General features: G+C 70.0%; 16 protein-coding genes and 2 tRNA genes. 16 read left to right on the forward strand and 2 right to left on the reverse strand.

Annotation, left to right across the window (positions count from 1 at the left end):
• The first annotated feature begins 24 nt into the window (after positions 1–24).
• Both AC07AL_RS03915 and AC07AL_RS03920 read left to right on the forward strand, forming a co-directional pair.
• Positions 25–1524 (forward strand): MFS transporter, encoded by a 1500-nt coding sequence (locus AC07AL_RS03915; protein ID WP_478316760.1) that lies wholly within the window; start codon positions 25–27, stop codon positions 1522–1524.
• A 61-nt stretch (positions 1525–1585) separates the two neighbouring features.
• Positions 1586–2629 carry a UDP-N-acetylmuramate dehydrogenase gene (locus AC07AL_RS03920; protein ID WP_478316762.1) on the forward strand — a complete coding sequence of 348 codons (1044 nt, stop codon included), beginning with the start codon at positions 1586–1588 and terminating at the stop codon, positions 2627–2629.
• A gap of 21 nt (positions 2630–2650) precedes the next feature.
• On the opposite strand, the gene AC07AL_RS03925 is transcribed toward AC07AL_RS03920, so the two are convergent.
• Positions 2651–3685, reverse strand: coding sequence for an adenosine deaminase (locus tag AC07AL_RS03925; protein WP_350877043.1), 1035 nt, complete (start codon positions 3683–3685; stop codon positions 2651–2653).
• A gap of 128 nt (positions 3686–3813) precedes the next feature.
• Complete coding sequence (locus AC07AL_RS03930; protein WP_363580053.1) at positions 3814–5061, reverse strand: pyridoxal phosphate-dependent aminotransferase; 1248 nt, start codon at positions 5059–5061, stop codon at positions 3814–3816.
• Positions 5062–5345: 284 nt separating this feature from the next.
• On the opposite strand from AC07AL_RS03930, the gene AC07AL_RS03935 reads away from it, so the two are divergent.
• From AC07AL_RS03935 to AC07AL_RS04000, 14 genes are all read left to right on the forward strand, one after another.
• A tRNA-Trp gene (locus AC07AL_RS03935) sits at positions 5346–5418 on the forward strand.
• A gap of 147 nt (positions 5419–5565) precedes the next feature.
• Positions 5566–5925, forward strand: coding sequence for a preprotein translocase subunit SecE (secE, locus tag AC07AL_RS03940; protein WP_350877047.1), 360 nt, complete (start codon positions 5566–5568; stop codon positions 5923–5925).
• A gap of 212 nt (positions 5926–6137) precedes the next feature.
• Positions 6138–7025: a transcription termination/antitermination protein NusG gene (nusG, locus tag AC07AL_RS03945; protein ID WP_363580055.1), complete on the forward strand. Its 888-nt coding sequence runs from the start codon at positions 6138–6140 to the stop codon at positions 7023–7025.
• A gap of 165 nt (positions 7026–7190) precedes the next feature.
• Complete coding sequence (gene rplK, locus AC07AL_RS03950; protein ID WP_063348931.1) at positions 7191–7625, forward strand: 50S ribosomal protein L11; 435 nt, start codon at positions 7191–7193, stop codon at positions 7623–7625.
• 77 nt (positions 7626–7702) lie between these two features.
• Positions 7703–8425, forward strand: coding sequence for a 50S ribosomal protein L1 (gene rplA, locus AC07AL_RS03955; RefSeq protein WP_363580057.1), 723 nt, complete (start codon positions 7703–7705; stop codon positions 8423–8425).
• A gap of 171 nt (positions 8426–8596) precedes the next feature.
• Complete coding sequence (locus tag AC07AL_RS03960; RefSeq protein ID WP_363580059.1) at positions 8597–9382, forward strand: SCO4651 family lipoprotein; 786 nt, start codon at positions 8597–8599, stop codon at positions 9380–9382.
• Positions 9383–9493: 111 nt separating this feature from the next.
• A complete protein-coding gene (locus tag AC07AL_RS03965; RefSeq protein WP_478316765.1) occupies positions 9494–10306 on the forward strand; it encodes an SCO4651 family lipoprotein in 813 nt (270 codons plus the stop codon).
• A gap of 267 nt (positions 10307–10573) precedes the next feature.
• Positions 10574–11437 (forward strand): SCO4651 family lipoprotein, encoded by an 864-nt coding sequence (locus tag AC07AL_RS03970; protein ID WP_363580063.1) that lies wholly within the window; start codon positions 10574–10576, stop codon positions 11435–11437.
• A gap of 366 nt (positions 11438–11803) precedes the next feature.
• Positions 11804–12367, forward strand: a complete 564-nt coding sequence (gene rplJ / locus AC07AL_RS03975; protein WP_063348937.1) for a 50S ribosomal protein L10 — start codon at positions 11804–11806, stop codon at positions 12365–12367.
• 84 nt (positions 12368–12451) lie between these two features.
• Complete coding sequence (gene rplL, locus AC07AL_RS03980) at positions 12452–12835, forward strand: 50S ribosomal protein L7/L12 (RefSeq protein ID WP_208869184.1); 384 nt, start codon at positions 12452–12454, stop codon at positions 12833–12835.
• 722 nt (positions 12836–13557) lie between these two features.
• Positions 13558–17034: a DNA-directed RNA polymerase subunit beta gene (rpoB, locus tag AC07AL_RS03985; RefSeq protein WP_350877059.1), complete on the forward strand. Its 3477-nt coding sequence runs from the start codon at positions 13558–13560 to the stop codon at positions 17032–17034.
• Positions 17035–17132: 98 nt separating this feature from the next.
• The gene (locus AC07AL_RS03990) at positions 17133–21026 is read left to right on the forward strand and encodes a DNA-directed RNA polymerase subunit beta' (RefSeq protein WP_350877062.1); all 3894 of its coding nucleotides are present in this window, start codon (positions 17133–17135) and stop codon (positions 21024–21026) included.
• Between the two features lie 168 nt (positions 21027–21194).
• Positions 21195–21268 (forward strand) — tRNA-Met (locus AC07AL_RS03995).
• Between the two features lie 180 nt (positions 21269–21448).
• A complete protein-coding gene (locus AC07AL_RS04000) occupies positions 21449–22123 on the forward strand; it encodes a DUF4097 family beta strand repeat-containing protein (RefSeq protein ID WP_363580066.1) in 675 nt (224 codons plus the stop codon).
• Positions 22124–22182: the final 59 nt, after the last annotated feature.

Below are 22182 nucleotides of genomic sequence, written 5' to 3' on the forward strand. Positions count from 1 at the left end.
ATCTAAGACCCCTGGGGGGAAGTCATGACGGAGAGAACGGAAGAACAGGGCCTGGGACGGCTCGGTGTCTGGACCCTGGTGATCACCAGCGTCGCGGGCTTCATGGCCAGCCTGGACAACCTGGTCGTCACCACCGCGCTGCCGTCCATCCGCGAGGACCTCGGCGGCGGGCTGTCCGACCTGGAGTGGACGGTCAGCGCCTACACCCTGTCCTTCGCCGTCCTGCTGATGTTCGGCGCCGCGCTCGGCGACCGGTTCGGCCGCCGCCGGATCTTCCTGGTCGGGCTCACGCTCTTCACCGTCGGCTCCGCCGCCGCCGCCCTCTCGCCGGGCATCGGCGCGCTGATCGCCGCCCGCGCCGTCCAGGGCGCCGGCGCCGCGGTCTCCATGCCGCTCACCCTCACCCTGCTCACCGCCGCGGTGCCGGCGGCCAGGCGGGGTCTGGCCTTCGGCATCTGGGCGGGCGTCAACGGCCTGGCCGTCGCCACCGGACCGCTGGTCGGCGGGACGCTCACCGAGCACTTCTCCTGGCAGTGGATCTTCTGGGTGAACGTCCCGGTCGGCCTCGTCCTGATCCCGCTCGCCGCCCTCAAGCTCCGCGAGAGCCGGGGCGCCAACCCGGCGCTGGACGTGGTCGGCACGATCCTGGTCAGCCTGGGCCTGTTCGGCGTCGTCCTCGGCCTGATCCGCGGCAACCCGAACGGCTGGACCAGCCCGCTGGTGCTCGGCTCCCTGATCGGCGGCGTCGCGCTGCTCACCGCCTTCGTGCTGTACGAGCAGCGCTGGGCCGAGCACCCGATGCTCCCGATGCGGCTGTTCCGCAGCCGGGCCTTCTCCGCCGTCAACGCCTCCGGCCTGCTGATGTTCCTCGGGATGTTCGGCTCGATCTTCCTGATCAGCCAGCACCTGCAGAGCGTGGGCGGCTACAGCCCGCAGGAGGCCGGCATCCGGATGCTCCCGTGGACCGGCATGCCGCTGATCGTCGCCCCGATCGCGGGCATCCTGGCCGACCGCTTCGGCGGCCGCCCCATCGTGGTCACCGGGCTGCTGCTGCAGGGCGCCGGCCTGGCGATGTACGCGGCGATCACCGGCGGCAGCACCGGCTACGACTACGCCGCCGAGATCCCCGCCGTGGTGATCTGCGGCATCGGCATGTCGCTGTACTTCGCCCCGACCGCCGCCCTGGTGATGGACAGCGTCCGGCCGGAGGAGCAGGGCATCGCCTCCGGCGCCAACAACGCGCTGCGCGAGGTCGGCGGCGCGCTCGGCGTGGCCGTCCTCTCGGCGGTGTTCTCGGCGCAGGGCGGGTACACGTCGGAGCAGTCCTTCATCGACGGGCTGGTGCCCGCGCTGTACGTCGGCGCCGGGGTGGTGGCGGTCGCTGCGGTCTGCGCGTTCTTCCTCCCGCGCCGGGTGGAGCCCGCGGTCGTCGCCGACGAGCCGGCGGCCGTGGAGCCGGAGCAGGCCGGTGCCGAGCGGGCCGAGGACGCGGCGCCCGTCCACGCCGAGGCCTCGAAGGCCTGACCGGCCGATCCGGGTGCGGGGGCGGCCGGGCGGCCGTCCCCGCACCCGTACGCTGGTGGGCGTGCTGGTAGAAAACGACGCCCCCCTCGCCCCGCTGACCACGCTCCGGCTCGGCGGCCCGGCCCGCCGCCTGGTGACCGCCCACACCGACGACGAGGTGATCGCCGCCGTCCGCGCGGCCGACGAGGCCGGCGAGCCGCTGCTGGTCCTCGGCGGCGGCTCCAACCTGGTGATCGGCGACGCCGGCTTCCCCGGCACCGTGCTGCGGATCGCGACCACCGGCTTCGCCCTGGACGGCACCGTGCTGGAGCTGGCGGCCGGCGAGGTCTGGTCGGAGGCGGTCGCCCGCGCGGTGCGCGAGCACGGCCTGGCGGGCGTCGAGTTCCTGGCCGGCATCCCCGGCTCGGCCGGTGCCACCCCGGTGCAGAACGTCGGCGCGTACGGCCAGGAGGTCGCCCAGTCGATCACCGAGGTGGTCGCCTACGACCGCACGGCCGGCGAGGTGGTCACGCTCCCCAACGCCGAGTGCGCGTTCTCCTACCGGCACAGCCGCTTCAAGGCCGAGCCGGACCGCTACGTGGTGCTGCGGGTGCGGTTCGCCCTGGCCGACCACGAGGGGCTCTCCACTCCGGTCAAGTACGCCGAGGTGGCCAGGCACTTCGGCGTCGAGCAGGGCGAGCGGGTGCCGCTGGAGCGGGCGCACGACGCGGTGCTGGGGCTGCGCTCCGGCAAGGGCATGGTGCTGGACCCGGCGGACCACGACACCTGGTCGGCCGGCTCCTTCTTCACCAACCCGGTGCTCACGGCCGCCCAGTACGAGTCCTTCCGGACCCGCCCGGGCACCGGGAACGCCCCCGCCTACCCGGCGCCGGAGGGCTGCACCAAGACCTCGGCCGCCTGGCTGATCGACCGGGCCGGTTTCGGCAAGGGCTACGGCAGCGGCCCGGCGACGCTCTCCACCAAGCACACCCTGGCGCTCACCAACCGCGGCGCGGCCACCGCCGAGGACCTGCTGGCGCTGGCCCGGGAGATCCGGGACGGCGTCCGCGAGGCCTTCGGGGTCGAGCTGGTGAACGAGCCGGTGATGATCGGCGTCAAGCTCTAGGCCCGGTCCACAGGGCACGCCTCAGGTGCCGCTGACCAGCCAGGTGTCGATGTCCGCCAGCAGCTCCTTGCGGACGGCCTCCGGCGCACGTGAGCCGCGGACGGACTGCCGTGCCAGCTCGGCGAGTTCGGCGTCGCCGAAGCCGAGGACGTCGCGGGCCAGGTCGTACTGGGCGGCCAGCCGGCTGCCGAACAGCAGCGGGTCGTCCGCGCCCAGGGCCAGCGGCACGCCGGCGTCGAACAGCCGCCGCAGCGGGACGTCCTCGGGTCGCTCGTAGACGCCGAGCGAGACGTTCGAGGACGGGCAGACCTCGCAGGTGATCTGGCGGTCCGCCAGCCGTTCCATCAGCCGGGGGTCCTCGGCGGCGCGGACGCCGTGGCCGATCCGGCCGGCGCCCAGGTCGTCCAGGCAGTCCCGGACGGATTCGGGCCCGGCCAGCTCGCCGCCGTGCGGGGCGGCCAGCAGCCCGCCCTTGCGGGCGATCTCGAAGGCCCGGTCGAAGTCCCGGGCGAGGCCGCGCCGCTCGTCGTTGGAGAGGCCGAAGCCGACCACGCCCTGGTCGGCGTACCGGACGGCGAGCCGGGCCAGCGTCCGGGCGTCCATCGGGGACTTCATCCGGTTCGCCGCGACCAGCACCCGGATGCCCACCCCGGTGGCCGTGGCGGCGTGCTCCACGGCGTCCAGGATCAGCTCCAGCGCGGGGATCAGCCCGCCCAGCCGGGGCGCGTACGAGGTCGGGTCGACCTGGATCTCCAGCCAGCGGGAGCCGTCCCGCCGCTCGTCCTGGGCGGTCTCCAGGACCAGCCGGCGGATGTCCTCCTCGTCCCGCAGCACCGAGCGGGCGGTGTCGTACAGGCGCTGGAAGCGGAACCAGCCGCGTTCGTCGGTGGCCCGCAGTCGCGGCGGCTCGCCGGAGCTGAGCGCCTCCGGCAGTCGGACGCCGTGCTTGTCGGCCAGCTCCAGCAGGGTGGCGGGCCGCATCGAGCCGGTGAAGTGCAGGTGCAGGTGGGCCTTCGGGAGGTCCCTGACGTCTCGCGGATTCAACAGGCGTTCCATTCGCCGATACTGCCGCATCGGACCCCCAAACGGGAACCGCCCTCCTTCCGTCCCCCGAAGGGGTGAAAGAGGGCGGTACCCGACGTGAAGCGCGGGTGTCAGCGGGCGTCAGCGGGCGCCGACGGGTGTCAGTCGCGGGCCTCGCCGAGCAGCTTCTGCAGCCGGCCGATGCCCTCGGCCAGGTCGGCGTCGCCGAGCGCGTAGGAGAACCGCAGGTAGCCGGGGGTGCCGAAGGCCTCGCCCGGGACGGCCGCGACCTCGGCCTCGTCCAGGATCAGCGACGCCAGCTCGCCGGAGCTCTCCGGGCGCCGGCCGCGGATCTCCTTGCCCAGCAGGCCCTTGACGGACGGGTACACGTAGAACGCGCCCTCCGGCTCGGGGCAGTACACGCCCTCGATCTCGTTGAGCATCCGCACGATGGTCTTGCGGCGGCGGTCGAAGGCGGTGCGCATCTCGTGCACCGCGGCCAGGTCGCCGCTGACGGCGGCGATCGCGGCGCGCTGGGCGACGTTGGAGACGTTCGAGGTGGCGTGCGACTGCAGGTTGGTCGCGGCCTTGATGACGTCCTTGGGGCCGATCACCCAGCCCACCCGCCAGCCGGTCATCGCGTAGGTCTTGGCGACGCCGTTGACCACGACGCACTTGTCGGCCAGCTCGGGCAGCAGGGCCGGCAGCGAGGTGAAGGAGGCGTCGCCGTACACCAGGTGCTCGTAGATCTCGTCGGTGAGCACCCAGAGGCCGTGCTCCAGCGCCCAGCGGCCGATCGCCTCGGCCTCGGCCTCGGTGTACACCGCGCCGGTCGGGTTGGACGGCGAGACGAAGAGCACCACCTTGGTGTTCTCGGTGCGGGCGGCCTCCAGCTGCTCGACCGAGACCTTGTAACCGGTGGTCTCGTCGGTCACGACCTCCACCGGGACGCCGCCGGCGAGCTGGACCGACTCCGGGTAGGTGGTCCAGTACGGGGCCGGGACGATGACCTCGTCGCCCGGGTCCAGGATCGCGGCGAACGCCTCGTAGATCGCCTGCTTGCCGCCGTTGGTGACCAGCACCTGGGAGGCGTCCACCTCGTAGCCGGAGTCGCGCAGCGTCTTGGCGGCGATCGCGGACTTCAGCTCGGGCAGGCCACCCGCCGGGGTGTAGCGGTGGTTCTTCGGGTCGCGGCAGGCCTCGACGGCCGCCTCGACGATGTAGTCCGGGGTGGGGAAGTCGGGCTCGCCGGCTCCGAAGCCGATCACCGGACGGCCGGCCGCCTTGAGGGCCTTGGCCTTGGCGTCCACGGCGAGGGTCGCGGACTCGGCGATCGCGCCGACCCGGGCGGAGACCCGGCGGTCGGCGGGGCGGATGGAACGGTCGGGCTGCGGGGTGGAAGCGCTCATGCCTGCATCGTCGCAGAACCGGGACGGACCGGGCATCGCGGTTTCACCATCCGTACCGGACCGTCCACATGGCGGCGCCCGCCGATCCGCCGGTGATCATGCGGGCATGCCGGACATATGCCGGACAACCGGTGCTCCCGGAAGAAGAGGTTCGACCAAACACCCCTCGACCACGTATGCTCACTGCTCGACGGCCCGCCGAAAAAGAACCGGAGCTTCACCAGCTGTGCAGACAGCCGGGGGAGATGCGGTAGGTTGGTCGCTACGGAGTCGCGAGACCCCGTAGGGCAATAGCTCAATTGGTAGAGCACCGGTCTCCAAAACCGGCGGTTGGGGGTTCAAGTCCCTCTTGCCCTGCTGCTTGATCCGTTTTCAGCCCGTTCGCTCCACAGAGCGAGCGGGCTTGATGCGGAGAGGGCGCCGAATCAGCACCGCTTGTAGCCGGCCGTTCGTGCCCCATCGGGCGCGAGCCGCTCGGCCGGACCCGGATTCAGGTGAGGACGAGTGACGGAGACCACGGGCTCCACCGCAACGCCTGAGAGCGGCAACCCCGAGGGGGCCGACGGCGCTGCCGACACCACGCCCGCCGAGGGCGAGGAGAAGTCGCTCTCGCGCCGCGAGCGCAAGCGCGCCGCCCGCGCCGGTGACAAGAAGTCCGGCAAGCGCGGCAAGATGGGCCCGTTCGCCCGAATCGGCCTGTTCTACCGCCAGATCATCGCCGAACTGCGCAAGGTCGTCTGGCCCACCCGCAGCGAGCTCACCCAGTACACGACCGTCGTCGTCGTGTTCGTGGTGGTCGTGATGGGCTTCGTGGCCGGCCTCGACTACGGCCTCTCCAAGCTGAGCCTCCTGGTCTTCGGCTGACCTGGCCGTCCCACCTCCGTAGCAGTCTCCCGACCCGGGCCGAATCATCGGCCCGGGTCGTGCTGTCTGCGCCGGACGTACGAGGCCGCTACCGTGGACTCGGTACTGTTGAAGTCTCCGAGTCCTCTCCTGGCGCCCGCGCGAGCGGCAGCCCGCCGGAGCCGGCCCCGGAGCGCGCCACCTTCACCATCTCCAGGAAAGAAGCAGCCACCGTGTCTGAGTCCCCCCTGTACGACGCCGACGAGACCGTCCGCGAGGCGGATGTCGCCGCCGAGCTGGACGCGGCCGAGCTGGCTGACGAAGCCGAGTCCGCCGAGCAGATCGTTGACGCCGTGGACGGCGACGAGGACGAGGTCGACGCGCACGACGAGGCCGAGGCCGGCGAGCCCGCCGAGGAGGCGGCGCTGCACGTGGAGGACGACGTGGAGCCCGCCGCCGAGGAGACCGAGGCCGACGCCGACGCCGAGGAGGCCGAGGCTGAGGAGGCCGTCGAGGTCGACCCGGTCGCCAAGTTCCGCGAGGACCTGCGCTTCATGCCGGGCGAGTGGTACGTGATCCACACCTACGCCGGCTACGAGAACCGGGTGAAGCAGAACCTGGAGCAGCGCGCCGTCTCGCTGAACGTCGAGGAGTACATCTTCCAGGCCGAGGTGCCGCAGGAGGAGGTCGTCCAGATCAAGAACGGCGACCGCAAGACCATCCGCCAGAACAAGCTCCCCGGCTACGTCCTGGTGCGCATGGACCTCACCCCCGAGTCCTGGGGCGTCGTGCGCAACACCCCCGGTGTCACCGGCTTCGTCGGCAACGCCTACGACCCGTACCCGCTGACCCTGGACGAGGTCGTCAAGATGCTCGCCCCGGACGTCGAGCGCCAGGCGGCCAAGGATGCTGGCAAGCCCTCGCCGATCAAGCCGAGCGAGATCCAGGTGCTGGACTTCGAGGTCGGCGACTCGGTCACCGTCACCGACGGTCCGTTCGCGACGCTGCAGGCGACCATCAACGAGATCAACCCCGACTCGAAGAAGGTCAAGGGCCTGGTCGAGATCTTCGGCCGGGAGACCCCGGTCGAGCTCTCCTTCGACCAGATCCAGAAGAACTAGTCCCACGGTCTTCGGATCCGGGGCGGGGCCGAGGGCCCTGCCCCGGATCCGTTTTGGTCCAGCGGCGCTAAGGCGTTAGCCTGGTTCGATGTGTGTGTTGGCGGCCGGGTGTCGCCCCGGTTCCGCACACACCAGCACTCACCTCTCGGAAGGACCCGGAGAGACATGCCTCCCAAGAAGAAGAAGGTCACGGGGCTTATCAAGCTCCAGATCAACGCCGGTGCGGCCAACCCGGCGCCGCCGGTCGGCCCCGCGCTGGGCCAGCACGGCGTCAACATCATGGAGTTCTGCAAGGCCTACAACGCTGCGACCGAGTCGCAGCGCGGCATGATCGTGCCGGTGGAGATCACGGTCTACGACGACCGTTCCTTCACCTTCATCACGAAGACGCCGCCGGCCGCGCGCCTCATCCTGAAGGCCGCCGGTGTGGACAAGGGCTCCAGCGAGCCGCACAAGACCAAGGTCGCCAAGCTCACCAGCGCCCAGGTCCGCGACATCGCCACCACCAAGATGCCCGACCTGAACGCCAACGACCTGGACGCGGCGGAGAAGATCATCGCCGGCACCGCCCGGTCGATGGGCATCACCGTCGAGGGCTGACCAGCTCTTTTCGTCCCTGTGGTAGGGCCTGCGCAGGCCCGTGATACCACGACTCCCATCACCATTCAGGAGCAGCAGTGAAGCGCAGCAAGGCTCTGAAGGCCGCGGACGCTCAGGTCGACCGCGACCGCCTCTACGCCCCCCTCGAGGCCATCCGCCTCGCCAAGGCCACCAGCACCACCAAGTTCGACGGCACCGTCGAGGTCGCCATGCGTCTGGGCGTCGACCCGCGCAAGGCCGACCAGATGGTCCGCAGCACCGTGATCCTCCCGCACGGCACCGGTAAGACCGCTCGGGTCCTGGTCTTCGCGACCGGTGACCGTGCCGAGGCCGCGCGTGCTGCGGGCGCCGACATCGTCGGCTCCGACGAGCTGATCGACGAGGTCGCCAAGGGCCGTCTGGACTTCGACGCCGTCGTCGCCACCCCGGACCTCATGGGCAAGGTCGGCCGCCTCGGCCGCGTGCTCGGTCCCCGTGGTCTGATGCCGAACCCGAAGACCGGCACCGTGACCCCGGATGTCGCCAAGGCTGTCAACGACATCAAGGGCGGCAAGATCGAGTTCCGCGTCGACAAGCACTCGAACCTGCACTTCATCATCGGTAAGGCCTCCTTCACCGACGAGCAGCTGGTCGAGAACTACGCCGCCGCGCTGGACGAGGTGCTCCGCGCCAAGCCGTCCGCCGCCAAGGGCCGCTACATCAAGAAGACCGCCATCAGCACCACGATCGGCCCCGGCATCCCCGTGGACCCGAACCGCACCCGCAACCTCTTCGTCGAAGAGGACCCGGCCGCGGTCTGAGCCGATCGGCTCTGAAGCAGTCCGTACAGCGGGCCCGTACCCCCTTCACCGGGGGTGCGGGCCCGCAGTCGTTTCCGGATCGGGACGGGGGTGGATGGGAACGGTTGCCCGAAGCGTCGTACGCTCTGCCGGTCAGATCATGTGCAGAACGTGTGACCGTCGGAGCGTGCCGTGCCGCCCACCCTTCGCCCCGCCGTCGCGGTGGCCACCCTGCTGCTGATCGGTGCCACCACCGGGTGCAGCCTGCTGGCCGCCCCGGGAACCCGCACCCCCGACGGCGACCCCGCGCCCGTACCGCCCCGCCAGGTGGTGCTCGCCGCTGCCCAGGCGCTGGACGACGCCGGCGGCGCCCGGATCGACGTGGTCGAGGAGGGCCCGGCCGGCCGCCGCACCGCGAGCGGCACCCTGACCTGGGGCACCCGGGACGAGGGCGCCCTGACCGTCACCGACGAGCAGGGCACCGGGCAGCTGACCCTGAGGGACGGTGCACTCGACCTCAGCTACCAGGGCGCCCCGCCCAAGCACGCGGACCGGGACGGCGCCGAGTCGCTCGATCCGCGGGCGACCACCGGCCCGGGCGGCTACGCGGGTGGCTGGATGACCGCCCTGGTCACCAACCCGGGCAGCCGCGCGTACGAGATCGCGCAGACCGGGAAGCTCGGCTCGCTCGGCGGCGAACAGCTGGCCGGGACGACCGTGGCGCACTACCAGGGCACCACGCCGGTGGCCGAATACTTCGGCGCGGACCAGGAGTTGACCCCCGCGCGACTCGCTGCGGTGGTCGACTGGTACCGCCGGCGGGGGGTGACGGCGATCGGTTACGACGTCTGGGTCGGGCCCGGCGAGCGGCTGCTGAGACTGCGTGAGACGGCCCGGGGGAGCGACGGCACCACGGTGACCACGACGGATGTCTCGACCCCCGGAGAAGGCGACGCGCCCCCTGTCGAAGCCGGGTGACGGGAGGGGGCTGTCCGGCGCGTGGGACATCTGGCGATCCGTTAGAGTCCGCGTGAGAAGAAGCCGAAAATCGGTTCTTCATCGGATCGTTCGGATCTCACGGGGGACTCCATGCGCGCTGCGCGCCTCGCCTCGACCGTCGTCACCGCGGCCGTGCTGCTCGGTGCCGCCACCGCCTGCGGCAGCAAGGGCGGCGACGCCAAGAGCGGCGACGCGGCGCCGGCCGGAGACCCCAAGGCCGCGTTGGCCGCCTCCGCCCTGGTGATGCAGAAGGCCAGCAACGGCAAGGTCACCATGGTCTCCCCGGACGGCTCGACCCACACCGCGGGCAGCGGCGACGCCGACTGGAAGGACCCGAACCGGACGGCCGTCGACCTGACGGGCGAGGTGGAGACCAAGAAGATCCGGTTCCGGGTGATCGGCACCGACGGCTACCTCGGCGGCGGCGACACCGAGGCCGCCGCCATGGGCGGCAAGCACTGGATCAAGCTGCCCGCCTCGAACGAACTCGGCGACGGCGTCCTGCTGATGAGCCAGCTGCTCAACCCGGTCGCCCAGCTCGGGCTCGCCGCGCAGAGCGGCAAGCCCGCCAAGGTCGGCCAGGAGAGCCTCGACGGCGTCCAGGTCACCCACCTGCGGGTGGTCGAGGAGGCCTCCGCCATGGTGGCCGGCATGCCGGCGCTCACGGCCGAACAGCGCACGGCCGTCCAGAAGTCCCTGGAAGAGGACGGCAGGACCCTCACCATCGACTTCTGGCTCAACGGCCGGCAGGAACTCGTCCAGTACCAGGAGTACGGCGACAAGAACGGCGAGCACGACGCCGTCACCGTCAAGTACGCGGACCTCGGCAAGGCCGCGAAGATCGACGCCCCCGCCGCCACCGACCTCGGCAGCGAGACCGACCTCCTCAAACTGCTCGGCTGATCCGCCGAGCCCGCGCACCGGAGCCGACACGGCTCCCTCCGTACCGAACGGCTGACCCCCGGGGCGCAGAACGGCAAGTCCACCGTCCTCCACTCGGACTACGGCACGCCGGTCACCGCTGCGGTGCCGGAGGCGGCCGACACGGTGGAACTGGCCGAGCTGGCGAAGCTGGGCAAGGGGGGCGCCACCGGCTGATCCGGGGCAGGGTGGCAAGGTGGCCGGAACGAAAGCCGCCGACGCGGCGCCCGGGCGAGAGGGGACCAGACGATGGCGGGACGACGGCGGTTGGCGGCGCTGGCCGCGGTCGTCCTGCTGGCGAGCGGGCTGGCCGGATGCGGCGGGGGTGGCGGCACGCCGGCCGTGCCCTCCGGCAGCCCGACCCCGACCAGTTCCTCGTCGACCGAGGCGGCCAAGCCCAGCGACCGCTCGCCGCACGGCGTCCTGGTCTCCGCCCAGCTGGCCATGCAGACCGCCCGCCGGGCCAAGGTCAGCTACCGGCTGGGAGCGGACGCCGGGGCCGGGCCGCTGTTCTGGCAGCCCAAGACGGCGCTCCAGATCAAGCGCTCCACCCCGGCCGACGCCGAGCAGCTGATCGTCGTGGACACCGTCGCCTACCAGGGCGGTGACGCCGCCACCGCGGCTCGCCAGGGCGGCCGGCACTGGGAGCGCTTCTCCGTCCCGCCGGACCCGGACGGCCACCGGGAGGTCCCGTACGCGGGGCTGATCGACCTGCTGAACCCGGTCGAGGCGCTGGCCGCCGCCACCGCCGACGGGGTGGACCCGCGGTTCGTGGGTGAGGAGAAGTTCGACGACTCGACGGTCGAGCACTACCGGATCACCACCACCGCCGAGCGCTACGCCGCCGCCCAGACCCAGCTGACCCAGGCCCGCCGGGACGGCCTGCGGGCCGCGCTGGCCCCCGGCGGCTCGATCTCGCTCACCGTGGACCTCTGGCTCAACGACAAGGACCAGCTGGTCCGGCTCCAGCGCACCGGCAGCGGTGACAGCGGCCGGGCGGACGACTCGATCCTCTACTCCGACTTCGCCGGCGCCCTGCTCTCGGTGCAGGCCCCGGCCGAGGCGGACACCGTGGACACCGGGCCCCGGACGGTCTCCCCACTGGCCCGCTGAGCCCCGTCCGGCGCGGCCGGCCCGGCGGGGATCGGCCGTTCAGGGGCGATTTGCCCCGGACGGCCGAGTCCGGTTACTGTTACCGAAGCCAAAGACCGCTGGTTGTCACCGTTCTCGCGAGGGATTCGGTGGCCGAAGGATCTGCGCTTCGTCGCAGGCAGCCCGCGCAGGTGTGTCTGGAGCTTCGACTTCCGGGTCCGCGTTCGCGCGAACATCCGTTGAGGTCGTTTCGAGCCCCGTGCGCCCTGCGCACCGGGGCTCATCTGCTTTTCCGCAGGCTTTCCTTCCGTCCGGTTGGTTCGAGGCGTGAATGGTCGACTTTCGCGGTCGGCCGGATTTCGACATCACGGAAGGAGGCGTAAGCCTATGGCAAGGCCCGACAAGGCTGCTGCCGTCGCCGAGATCACGGACAAGTTCCGTGGCTCCTCCGCGGCGCTGCTGACCGAGTACCGCGGTCTCTCGGTGAAGCAGGTCAAGACCCTGCGTCGCTCGCTCGGCGAGAACGCCGAGTACGCCGTGGTGAAGAACACGCTGACCAAGATCGCGGCCAACGAGGCCGGGATTTCGGAGCTCGACGACCTGTTCAACGGTCCGACGGCTGTCGCCTTCGTCACCGGTGACCCGGTGGAGTCGGCGAAGGCTCTGCGTGACTTCGCCAAGGAGAACCCCGCTCTCATCATCAAGGGCGGTGTCCTTGACGGTAAGGCGCTGTCCGCCGATGAGATCAAGAAGCTCGCGGACCTCGAGTCCCGCGAGGTGCTGCTCGCCAAGCTGGCGGGTGCCCTGAAGGCCAAGCAGTCCCAGGCTGCCGCGCTCTTCCAGGCCCTGCCGTCGAAGCTCGTCCGCACTGTGGACGCGCTGCGCGACAAGGTCGAGCAGGGCGGTGCCGGTACGCCGGCTCCCGCCGCCGAGGACGCCGCCGCCGAGTAATCGGCAGGCTCACGCCTCGCTGCGGGCCCGTGCCCGCCCCACCCGTACATACGGCATCACCTGCCGATTTAGTGGAAGGACGCCATCATGGCGAAGCTGTCCCAGGACGAGCTGCTCGCGCAGTTCGAGGACCTCACCCTCATCGAGCTCGCTGGCTTCGTGAAGGCCTTCGAGGAGAAGTTCGACGTCACCGCCGCCGCCCCGGTCGCCGTTGCCGCCGCCGGTGGCCCGGCCGCCGTTGAGGCCGTCGAGGAGCAGGACGAGTTCGACGTCATCCTCGATGGTGCCGGCGACAAGAAGATCCAGGTCATCAAGGAGGTGCGCACCCTGACCTCCCTCGGCCTGAAGGAGGCCAAGGACCTCGTTGACACCGCTGGTGCCAAGGTCCTGGAGAAGGTTGCCAAGGACGTTGCCGAGAAGGCCAAGGCCGCCCTCGAGGGTGCCGGCGCCAAGGTCACCGTCAAGTGACTTCTCGCCCCCTCTGAGGGGGCCTGAAGCCGGGCCGATCACCCTTGTGGGTGGTCGGCCCGGCTTTTTCGCGTTTCCGGCCCTGAGCGGCCCTGGGACGGCCCCGGGGCCGGTCCGCGGCCGGGATGTGCCGGTGTGGCCGAGAGCCCACTCGGCAGCGTCGGTGCGGACGGGTATGGTGATCACCGTCATCGACTGTGGCCCCCACCACGGCTTCTGTAACGCCGGGGGGCGTCCGGCCGATGGACGGGTCGAGGTCCGCACCGCCTGCGGGCCCTTGACGAACCCGGCGAGGCGCGCGATTCTCAAGGCGCGAGTCCGCCCGGTTGGTTTGCCCCTGGATGCATAACCAGTGGCTCAGGCGGGAAATGACTCCACGTGAGTTATGGGGCCCGGGCAGTGCCCGGGCCGGTGCAGTACCCGGTGGGCGTTCGCGTCCGCCGGCTACCGGGAGGAGTCTCCGATTCGGTTTCCGAATCAGAGCTGGACAGCAGTGTGCCCTTTGGCTACACTGTCCCTTTGCGCTGCCTGTTAGCTGCTCCGTGACTCGTCGCCCGGAGTCTGCGTTGCCCTGAAGGGGTCTGGCATCGCCTCCGCAAAGCGGCTCTGACCTGGGATCTCGATCCCGGCGGAGGCCAGTGGCGAGGGAGGCGGGACCAAGCCCGTGAAGGCCCGGCTGGTACGCGCGTAGTGAGCTCCGAGCCCTCGGAAGGACCCCCCTCTTGGCCGCGCCGCGCAACGCCTCGAACAATTCCGCCGCATCCACCGCCCCGCTCCGCGTCTCCTTCGCGAAGATCAAGGAGCCCCTCGAGGTCCCCAACCTCCTGGCCCTGCAGACCGAGAGCTTTGACTGGCTGCTCGGCAATGCGGCCTGGAAGTCCCGGGTCGAGGCGGCGTTGGAGAACGGTCAGGACGTCCCCACTAAGTCCGGTCTGGAGGAGATCTTCGAGGAGATCTCCCCGATCGAGGACTTCAGTGGGTCGATGTCGCTGACCTTCCGCGACCACCGTTTCGAGCCGCCGAAGAACTCGATTGACGAGTGCAAGGACCGCGACTTCACGTTCGCGGCTCCGCTCTTCGTCACGGCCGAGTTCACCAACAACGAGACCGGTGAGATCAAGTCTCAGACGGTCTTCATGGGCGACTTCCCGCTCATGACCCACAAGGGCACGTTCGTGATCAACGGCACCGAGCGTGTCGTCGTGTCGCAGCTGGTCCGCTCCCCGGGCGTGTACTTCGACTCCACCCTGGACAAGGTGTCCGACAAGGACATCTACTCCTGCAAGGTCATCCCCTCGCGTGGTGCCTGGCTGGAGATGGAGATCGACAAGCGCGACATGGTCGGCGTCCGCATCGACCGTAAGCGCAAGCAGTCCGTCACCGTGCTGCTCAAGGCGCTCGGCTGGACCAACGAGATGATTCTCGAGGAGTTCGGCGAGTACGAGTCCATGCGCAACACCCTGGAGAAGGACCACACCCAGGGCCAGGACGACGCGCTGCTGGACATCTACCGCAAGCTGCGTCCTGGCGAGCCGCCGACGCGCGAGGCCGCGCAGACGCTTCTGGAGAACCTGTACTTCAACCCGAAGCGCTACGACCTCGCCAAGGTGGGCCGCTACAAGGTCAACCGGAAGCTGGGCAACGCCGAGTCGCTGGACTCCGGCGTGCTCACCGAGCCCGACATCATCGGTGCGATCAAGTACCTGGTGAAGCTGCACGCCGGTGAGACCGAGTGGAACGACCAGACCGGTCGCGACATCGTGGTCGAGGTCGACGACATCGACCACTTCGGCAACCGTCGCCTGCGCAACGTCGGCGAGCTCATCCAGAACCAGGTCCGTACGGGTCTCGCCCGTATGGAGCGCGTCGTGCGCGAGCGCATGACCACCCAGGACGTCGAGGCGATCACGCCGCAGACCCTGATCAACATCCGGCCGGTCGTCGCCTCCATCAAGGAGTTCTTCGGCACCAGCCAGCTGTCGCAGTTCATGGACCAGACGAACCCGCTGTCGGGCCTGACCCACAAGCGTCGTCTGTCCGCCCTCGGCCCCGGTGGTCTCTCCCGTGAGCGCGCCGGCTTCGAGGTCCGTGACGTGCACCCCTCGCACTACGGGCGCATGTGTCCGATCGAGACCCCCGAAGGCCCGAACATCGGTCTGATCGGGTCGCTGGCCTCGTACGGCCGGGTCAACGCCTTCGGCTTCATCGAGACCCCGTACCGCAAGGTCATCGAGGGTGTCGTCACGGAGCAGGTCGACTACCTCACGGCCGACGAGGAGGACCGCTACGTCATCGCGCAGGCCAACGCCCCGCTGACGACGGAGCTGACCTTCGCCGAGCCGCGTGTCCTGGTCCGCCGCCGTGGCGGCGAGATCGACTACATCCCGGGCACCGAGATCGACTACATGGACGTCTCGCCGCGCCAGATGGTGTCGGTCGCGACCGCCATGATCCCGTTCCTCGAGCACGACGACGCCAACCGCGCGCTCATGGGCTCGAACATGATGCGCCAGGCGGTGCCGCTGCTGAAGAGCGAGGCTCCGCTGGTCGGTACCGGCATGGAGTACCGCTGCGCCGTCGACGCCGCGGACGTCATCACCGCCGAGAAGGCCGGTGTCGTCCAGGAGGTCTCGGCCGACTACGTCACCGTCGCCAACGACGACGGCACGTACACCACGTACCGCGCCGCCAAGTTCACCCGCTCCAACCAGGGCACCGCCTTCAACCAGAAGGTGCTCGTGGACGAGGGCGCCCGGGTCGAGTCCGGCCAGGTGCTGGCCGACGGCCCGTGCACCGACGAGGGCGAGATGGCCCTCGGCAAGAACCTGCTCGTGGCGTTCATGTCGTGGGAGGGTCACAACTACGAGGACGCGATCATCCTGTCGCAGCGCCTCGTGCAGGACGACGTCCTCTCCTCGATCCACATCGAGGAGCACGAGGTCGACGCCCGTGACACCAAGCTCGGCCCCGAGGAGATCACCCGGGACATCCCGAACGTCTCCGAGGAGGTCCTCGCCGACCTCGACGAGCGCGGCATCATCCGCATCGGCGCCGACGTCGTCACCGGCGACATCCTGGTCGGCAAGGTCACGCCCAAGGGCGAGACCGAGCTGACCCCGGAGGAGCGCCTGCTCCGCGCGATCTTCGGTGAGAAGGCCCGTGAGGTCCGCGACACCTCGCTGAAGGTGCCGCACGGTGAGTCCGGCAAGGTCATCGGCGTCCGCGTCTTCGACCGCGAAGAGGGCGACGAGCTGCCCCCGGGCGTGAACCAGCTGGTCCGCGTCTACGTGGCCCAGAAGCGCAAGATCACCAACGGTGACAAGCTCGCCGGCCGTCACGGCAACAAGGGCGTCATCTCGAAGATCCTGCCGGTCGAGGACATGCCGTTCCTGGAGGACGGCACCCCGGTCGACATCATCCTCAACCCGCTGGGCGTCCCGTCCCGAATGAACCCGGGACAGGTCCTGGAGATCCACCTCGGGTGGCTCGCCAAGCAGGGCTGGGACGTCTCCGGCCTCGCCGACGAGTGGGCCCAGCGCCTCCAGGCGATCGGCGCCGACACCGTCCAGGGCGGCACCAACCTCGCCACCCCGGTCTTCGACGGCGCCCGCGAGGACGAGATCACCGGCCTGCTGGACAACACCACCCTCACCCGTGACGGTGAGCGCCTGGTGAACTCCACCGGCAAGGCCCGGCTGTTCGACGGCCGCTCCGGCGAGCCGTTCCCGATGCCGGTCTCGGTCGGCTACATGTACATCCTCAAGCTGCACCACCTGGTCGACGACAAGCTGCACGCCCGTTCGACCGGTCCGTACTCGATGATCACCCAGCAGCCGCTCGGTGGTAAGGCGCAGTTCGGTGGTCAGCGCTTCGGTGAGATGGAGGTGTGGGCCCTTGAGGCGTACGGCGCTGCTTACGCGCTGCAGGAGCTGCTCACCATCAAGTCCGACGACGTCCTCGGCCGCGTGAAGGTCTACGAGGCCATCGTCAAGGGCGAGAACATCCCCGAGCCCGGCATTCCCGAGTCCTTCAAGGTCCTCATCAAGGAAATGCAGTCGCTCTGCCTCAACGTGGAGGTGCTGTCCTCGGACGGCCAGTCCATCGAGATGCGGGACTCCGACGAGGACGTGTTCCGCGCCGCCGAGGAGCTCGGCATTGACCTGTCCCGGCGCGAGCCGAGCAGCGTCGAAGAGGTCTGACGGAGGTTGGGCCGGCTGCCCGAGCAGCCGGCCCGCCCCCAGGCCCCCCTCAGACCACATGAACGACTCTCGACTTACGAAAGAGGGCTTGACGACCAGTGCTTGACGTCAACTTCTTCGACGAGCTCCGCATCGGCCTGGCCACCGCCGACGACATCCGCCAGTGGTCGCACGGCGAGGTCAAGAAGCCGGAGACCATCAACTACCGCACCCTGAAGCCCGAAAAGGACGGACTCTTCTGCGAGAAGATCTTCGGCCCCACCCGGGACTGGGAGTGCTACTGCGGTAAGTACAAGCGCGTCCGCTTCAAGGGCATCATCTGTGAGCGCTGCGGCGTCGAGGTGACCCGCGCCAAGGTGCGCCGTGAGCGGATGGGCCACATCGAGCTGGCCGCCCCGGTCACCCACATCTGGTACTTCAAGGGCGTGCCGTCCCGCCTGGGCTACCTGCTCGACCTGGCGCCGAAGGACCTCGAGAAGGTCATCTACTTCGCCGCCTACATGATCACCTGGGTCGACGACGAGCGCCGCCAGCGCGACCTGCCGTCCCTGGAGGCGCACGTCTCGGTCGAGCGCCAGCAGATCGAGAACCGCCGCGACTCCGACCTCGAGGCCCGTGCCAAGAAGGCCGAGACCGACCTGGCCGAGCTGGAGGCCGAGGGCGCCAAGGCCGACGTGCGCCGCAAGGTGCGCGAGGGCGCCGAGCGCGAGATGAAGCAGCTGCGCGACCGCGCGCAGCGCGAGCTCGACCGCCTCGACGAGGTGTGGGCCCGCTTCAAGAACCTCAAGGTCCAGGACCTCGAGGGCGACGAGCTGCTCTACCGCGAGCTGCGCGACCGCTTCGGCACCTACTTCTCCGGCTCGATGGGCGCGGCGGCCCTCAAGGACCGCCTCGAGACCTTCGACCTGGCGGAGGAGTCCGAGCGCCTGCGCGAGATCATCCGCACCGGCAAGGGCCAGAAGAAGACCCGTGCGCTGAAGCGCCTCAAGGTCGTCTCCGCGTTCCTGCAGACCACCAACAAGCCCAACGGCATGGTGCTGGACTGCGTCCCGGTCATCCCGCCGGACCTGCGTCCGATGGTGCAGCTGGACGGTGGCCGCTTCGCGACCTCCGACCTGAACGACCTGTACCGCCGCGTGATCAACCGCAACAACCGCCTGAAGCGGCTTCTCGACCTCGGCGCGCCCGAGATCATCGTGAACAACGAGAAGCGCATGCTCCAGGAGGCCGTCGACGCCCTGTTCGACAACGGCCGTCGCGGCCGTCCGGTCACCGGCCCGGGCAACCGCCCGCTGAAGTCCCTCAGCGACATGCTGAAGGGCAAGCAGGGTCGTTTCCGCCAGAACCTGCTCGGCAAGCGCGTCGACTACTCGGCCCGTTCGGTCATCGTCGTCGGCCCGCAGCTCAAGCTGCACCAGTGCGGTCTGCCCAAGGCCATGGCGCTGGAGCTCTTCAAGCCGTTCGTGATGAAGCGCCTGGTCGACCTGAACCACGCGCAGAACATCAAGTCGGCCAAGCGCATGGTCGAGCGTGCCCGCCCGGTCGTGTGGGACGTGCTCGAAGAGGTCATCGCCGAGCACCCCGTCCTGCTGAACCGTGCGCCCACCCTGCACCGCCTCGGCATCCAGGCCTTCGAGCCCCAGCTGGTCGAGGGCAAGGCCATCCAGATCCACCCGCTCGTCTGCACCGCGTTCAACGCGGACTTCGACGGTGACCAGATGGCCGTCCACCTGCCGCTCTCCGCGGAGGCGCAGGCCGAGGCCCGCATCCTGATGCTGTCCTCGAACAACATCCTGAAGCCGGCCGACGGTCGCCCCGTCACCATGCCGACCCAGGACATGGTGCTCGGCCTGTTCTTCCTGACCTCGGACCGGGAGACGGTGAAGGGCGGTGGCCGTTCCTTCTCCTCGACCGCCGAGGCCGTCATGGCCTTCGACGCCCGCGAGCTGGACGTCCAGGCCCCGATCGAGCTGCGCCTGCCGGCCGGCACCGTCCCGCCGCGCGGCTGGACCCCGCCGGTGGACGAGGAGGGCCAGACGGCCTGGTTCGACGGCGAGCCGTTCCGCCTGACCACCACCCTGGGCCGCGCGCTCTTCAACGAGCTGCTGCCCGAGGACTACCCGTTCGTCGACTACGAGGTGGGCAAGAAGCAGCTCTCCGCGATCGTCAACGACCTGGCGGAGCGCTACCCCAAGGTCGTCGTCGCGGCGACCCTGGACAACCTGAAGGCGGCCGGTTTCCACTGGTCGACCCGCTCGGGTGTCACCGTCTCGATCTCCGACGTCGTCGTCCCGCCGAACAAGCCCCAGATCCTCGAGGGCTACGAGGCGAAGGCGGAGAAGGTCCAGCGTCAGTACGAGCGCGGCCTGATCACCAACGACGAGCGCAAGCAGGAGCTCATCGGCATCTGGACCCAGGCGACCAACGAGGTCGCCGAGGCCATGAACGAGAACTTCCCGAAGACGAACCCCATCTTCATGATGGTCGACTCGGGTGCTCGTGGAAACATGATGCAGATGCGCCAGATCGCCGGTATGCGTGGTCTGGTGTCGAACGCCAAGAACGAGACCATCCCGCGACCCATCAAGGCGTCGTTCCGTGAGGGTCTCACCGTGCTGGAGTACTTCATCTCCACCCACGGTGCCCGTAAGGGTCTGGCGGACACCGCCCTCCGTACCGCCGACTCCGGCTACCTCACCCGTCGTCTGGTCGACGTCTCCCAGGACGTCATCATTCGCGAGGAGGACTGCGGTACCGAGCGCGGCCTGAAGCTGGCGATCGGCACCGTCGGTGCGGACGGCGTGCTGCGCAAGGCCGACGACGTCGAGACCAGCGTGTACGCCCGCATGCTCGCCGAGGACATCACGGTGGACGGCAAGCTCCTTGCCACCGCCAACACCGACCTCGGTGACGTGCTGATCGACGAGCTGATCCGCCACGGCATCGGCGAGGTCAAGACCCGCTCGATCCTGACCTGCGAGTCGGCCGTCGGCACCTGCGCCTTCTGCTACGGGCGTTCGCTGGCCACCGGCAAGCTGGTCGACATCGGTGAGGCGGTCGGCATCATCGCCGCCCAGTCCATCGGTGAGCCCGGTACCCAGCTGACGATGCGTACCTTCCACACCGGTGGTGTGGCCGGTGACGACATCACCCAGGGTCTGCCGCGTGTCGTCGAGCTCTTCGAGGCCCGTACCCCCAAGGGTGTGGCCCCGATCTCGGAGGCCACCGGCCGGGCGCGGATCGAGGACACCGAGAAGACCCGCAAGCTCGTCATCACCCCGGACGACGGCAGCGACGAGATCGCCTACCCCGTCTCCAAGCGTGTGAAGCTGCTGGTCAGCGAGGGCGAGGCGGTCGAGGTCGGCCAGAAGCTGACCATGGGTGCCACCAACCCGCACGACGTCCTGCGCATCATGGGCCAGCGTGCCGTCCAGATCCACCTGGTCGCCGAGGTCCAGAAGGTCTACAACTCGCAGGGTGTGTCGATCCACGACAAGCACATCGAGATCATCATCCGGCAGATGCTCCGCCGCGTGACGATCATCGAGTCGGGCGACGCCGAGCTGCTCCCGGGCGAGCTCGTCGAGCGCGGCCGCTTCGAGACCGAGAACCGTCGCGTGGTCGCCGAGGGCGGTCACCCCGCCTCCGGCCGTCCGCAGCTGATGGGTATCACCAAGGCCTCGCTGGCCACCGAGTCCTGGCTGTCGGCCGCCTCCTTCCAGGAGACGACCCGGGTCCTCACCGACGCGGCGATCCACGCCAAGTCGGACCCGCTGCTGGGCCTCAAGGAGAACGTCATCCTCGGTAAGCTCATCCCGGCCGGTACGGGTCTGCCCCGCTACCGCAACATCCGGGTCGAGCCGACCGAGGAGGCCAAGGCCGCGATGTACTCGGCCGTCGGCTACGACGACTACGACCTGTCGCCCTTCGGCGCCGGCTCCGGCCAGGCGGTCCCGCTGGACGACTACGACTACGGCCCGTACACCGGCTGAGTCCGACGTTCGGCTGTCAGGGCGGTCACCCCTCGCGGGGTGGCCGCCCTGCGGCGTTCCCGCTGCGGGGGCGAGGGGGCGAGGGGGCGAGGGGGCGAGGGGGCCGGGGGCCCTGCGGGGCACGGATTAGGTTCCCCGGCAGAAGTCGCGTAGAGTCGTGTTTACCGACGCGGGGTGGAGCAGCTCGGTAGCTCGCTGGGCTCATAACCCAGAGGTCGCAGGTTCAAATCCTGTCCCCGCTACTCAGTAGCAACGAAGGGCCCGGAGGCATCAAGCCTCCGGGCCCTTTCGTCGTTCCCGGGAGCGGCCCCTCCCTCGTGCGGGGGAGGGGCCGGAACCGCTCTGGCGAGGGAGGCGGGAGAGGGGACGGCCGGGGGAGGCTTCGCGTGTCGGGACGGCGGGGCTTTCGAAGGGGGCCGGGCATGAAGCGGGTACTGGGCGCGATGGCGATCACGGGGACGGTGCTGGTCGGGATGTCCGCCTGCCTGCCCTTCGGGGACGACCAGGAGCACCGGACCGTGGACTACGGGGTGTCGGAGCCGGTCGGGGAACTGGTGGTCGAGGCGCACACCGGCGGGATCGTGGTGACCGGCGGCGGCGACGCGGTGCACGTGACCGAGGAGCAGAACTATCGGGGCGAGGCGCCGCGGACCACGCACGAGGTGAAGGACGGCGTGCTGCGGCTGACGTACGACTGCCGGGGCTGCGGCGTCGGGTACACCGTGCAGGTGCCGGCCGGGACGAAGGTGCGGGTGACCCAGGAGACCGGCGGGGTACGGCTGGTCGGGCTGGCCGCCGAGGTGGAGGCCTCGGTGGACACCGGCGGGGTCGAGGCCACCCGGCTGACCTCGCAGACCGTCCGGTTGAGCACCCGGACCGGCGGGGTGCGGGCCGACTTCGCGGCGGCACCCGTGAAGGTGGAGGCGAAGGCGGAGACCGGCGGGGTGCGGGTCAGGGTGCCGGCCGGGGAGGCGTACGCGGTGGACGCGCACGCCGGGGCCGGCGGAGTGGAACTCGGGATCCCCTCGCAGCCGGGGGCGGCGCGCAGCATCGCGGCGCGCACGGGCGCCGGCGGAGTGTCGGTCGACGGTGTCTGACCGGGCCGTTCCGGAGGTCCTGCCGGTAGGGCATGATCTTCTCCGCGGGGGCGGCGCCC

It is taken from the genome of Kitasatospora sp. NPDC043949 (assembly GCF_056435365.1).

Coding starts and splice junctions, on each gene's coding strand:
- AC07AL_RS03965 (WP_478316765.1), top strand. CDS start 9,494: ATGCGCGCTGCGCGCCTCGCCTCGACCGTCGTCACCGCGGCCGTGCTG.
- rplJ (WP_063348937.1), top strand. CDS start 11,804: ATGGCAAGGCCCGACAAGGCTGCTGCCGTCGCCGAGATCACGGACAAG.
- AC07AL_RS03925 (WP_350877043.1), bottom strand. CDS start 3,685: ATGGAACGCCTGTTGAATCCGCGAGACGTCAGGGACCTCCCGAAGGCC.
- rplK (WP_063348931.1), top strand. CDS start 7,191: ATGCCTCCCAAGAAGAAGAAGGTCACGGGGCTTATCAAGCTCCAGATC.
- AC07AL_RS03970 (WP_363580063.1), top strand. CDS start 10,574: ATGGCGGGACGACGGCGGTTGGCGGCGCTGGCCGCGGTCGTCCTGCTG.
- AC07AL_RS03915 (WP_478316760.1), top strand. CDS start 25: ATGACGGAGAGAACGGAAGAACAGGGCCTGGGACGGCTCGGTGTCTGG.
- AC07AL_RS03930 (WP_363580053.1), bottom strand. CDS start 5,061: ATGAGCGCTTCCACCCCGCAGCCCGACCGTTCCATCCGCCCCGCCGAC.
- AC07AL_RS04000 (WP_363580066.1), top strand. CDS start 21,449: ATGAAGCGGGTACTGGGCGCGATGGCGATCACGGGGACGGTGCTGGTC.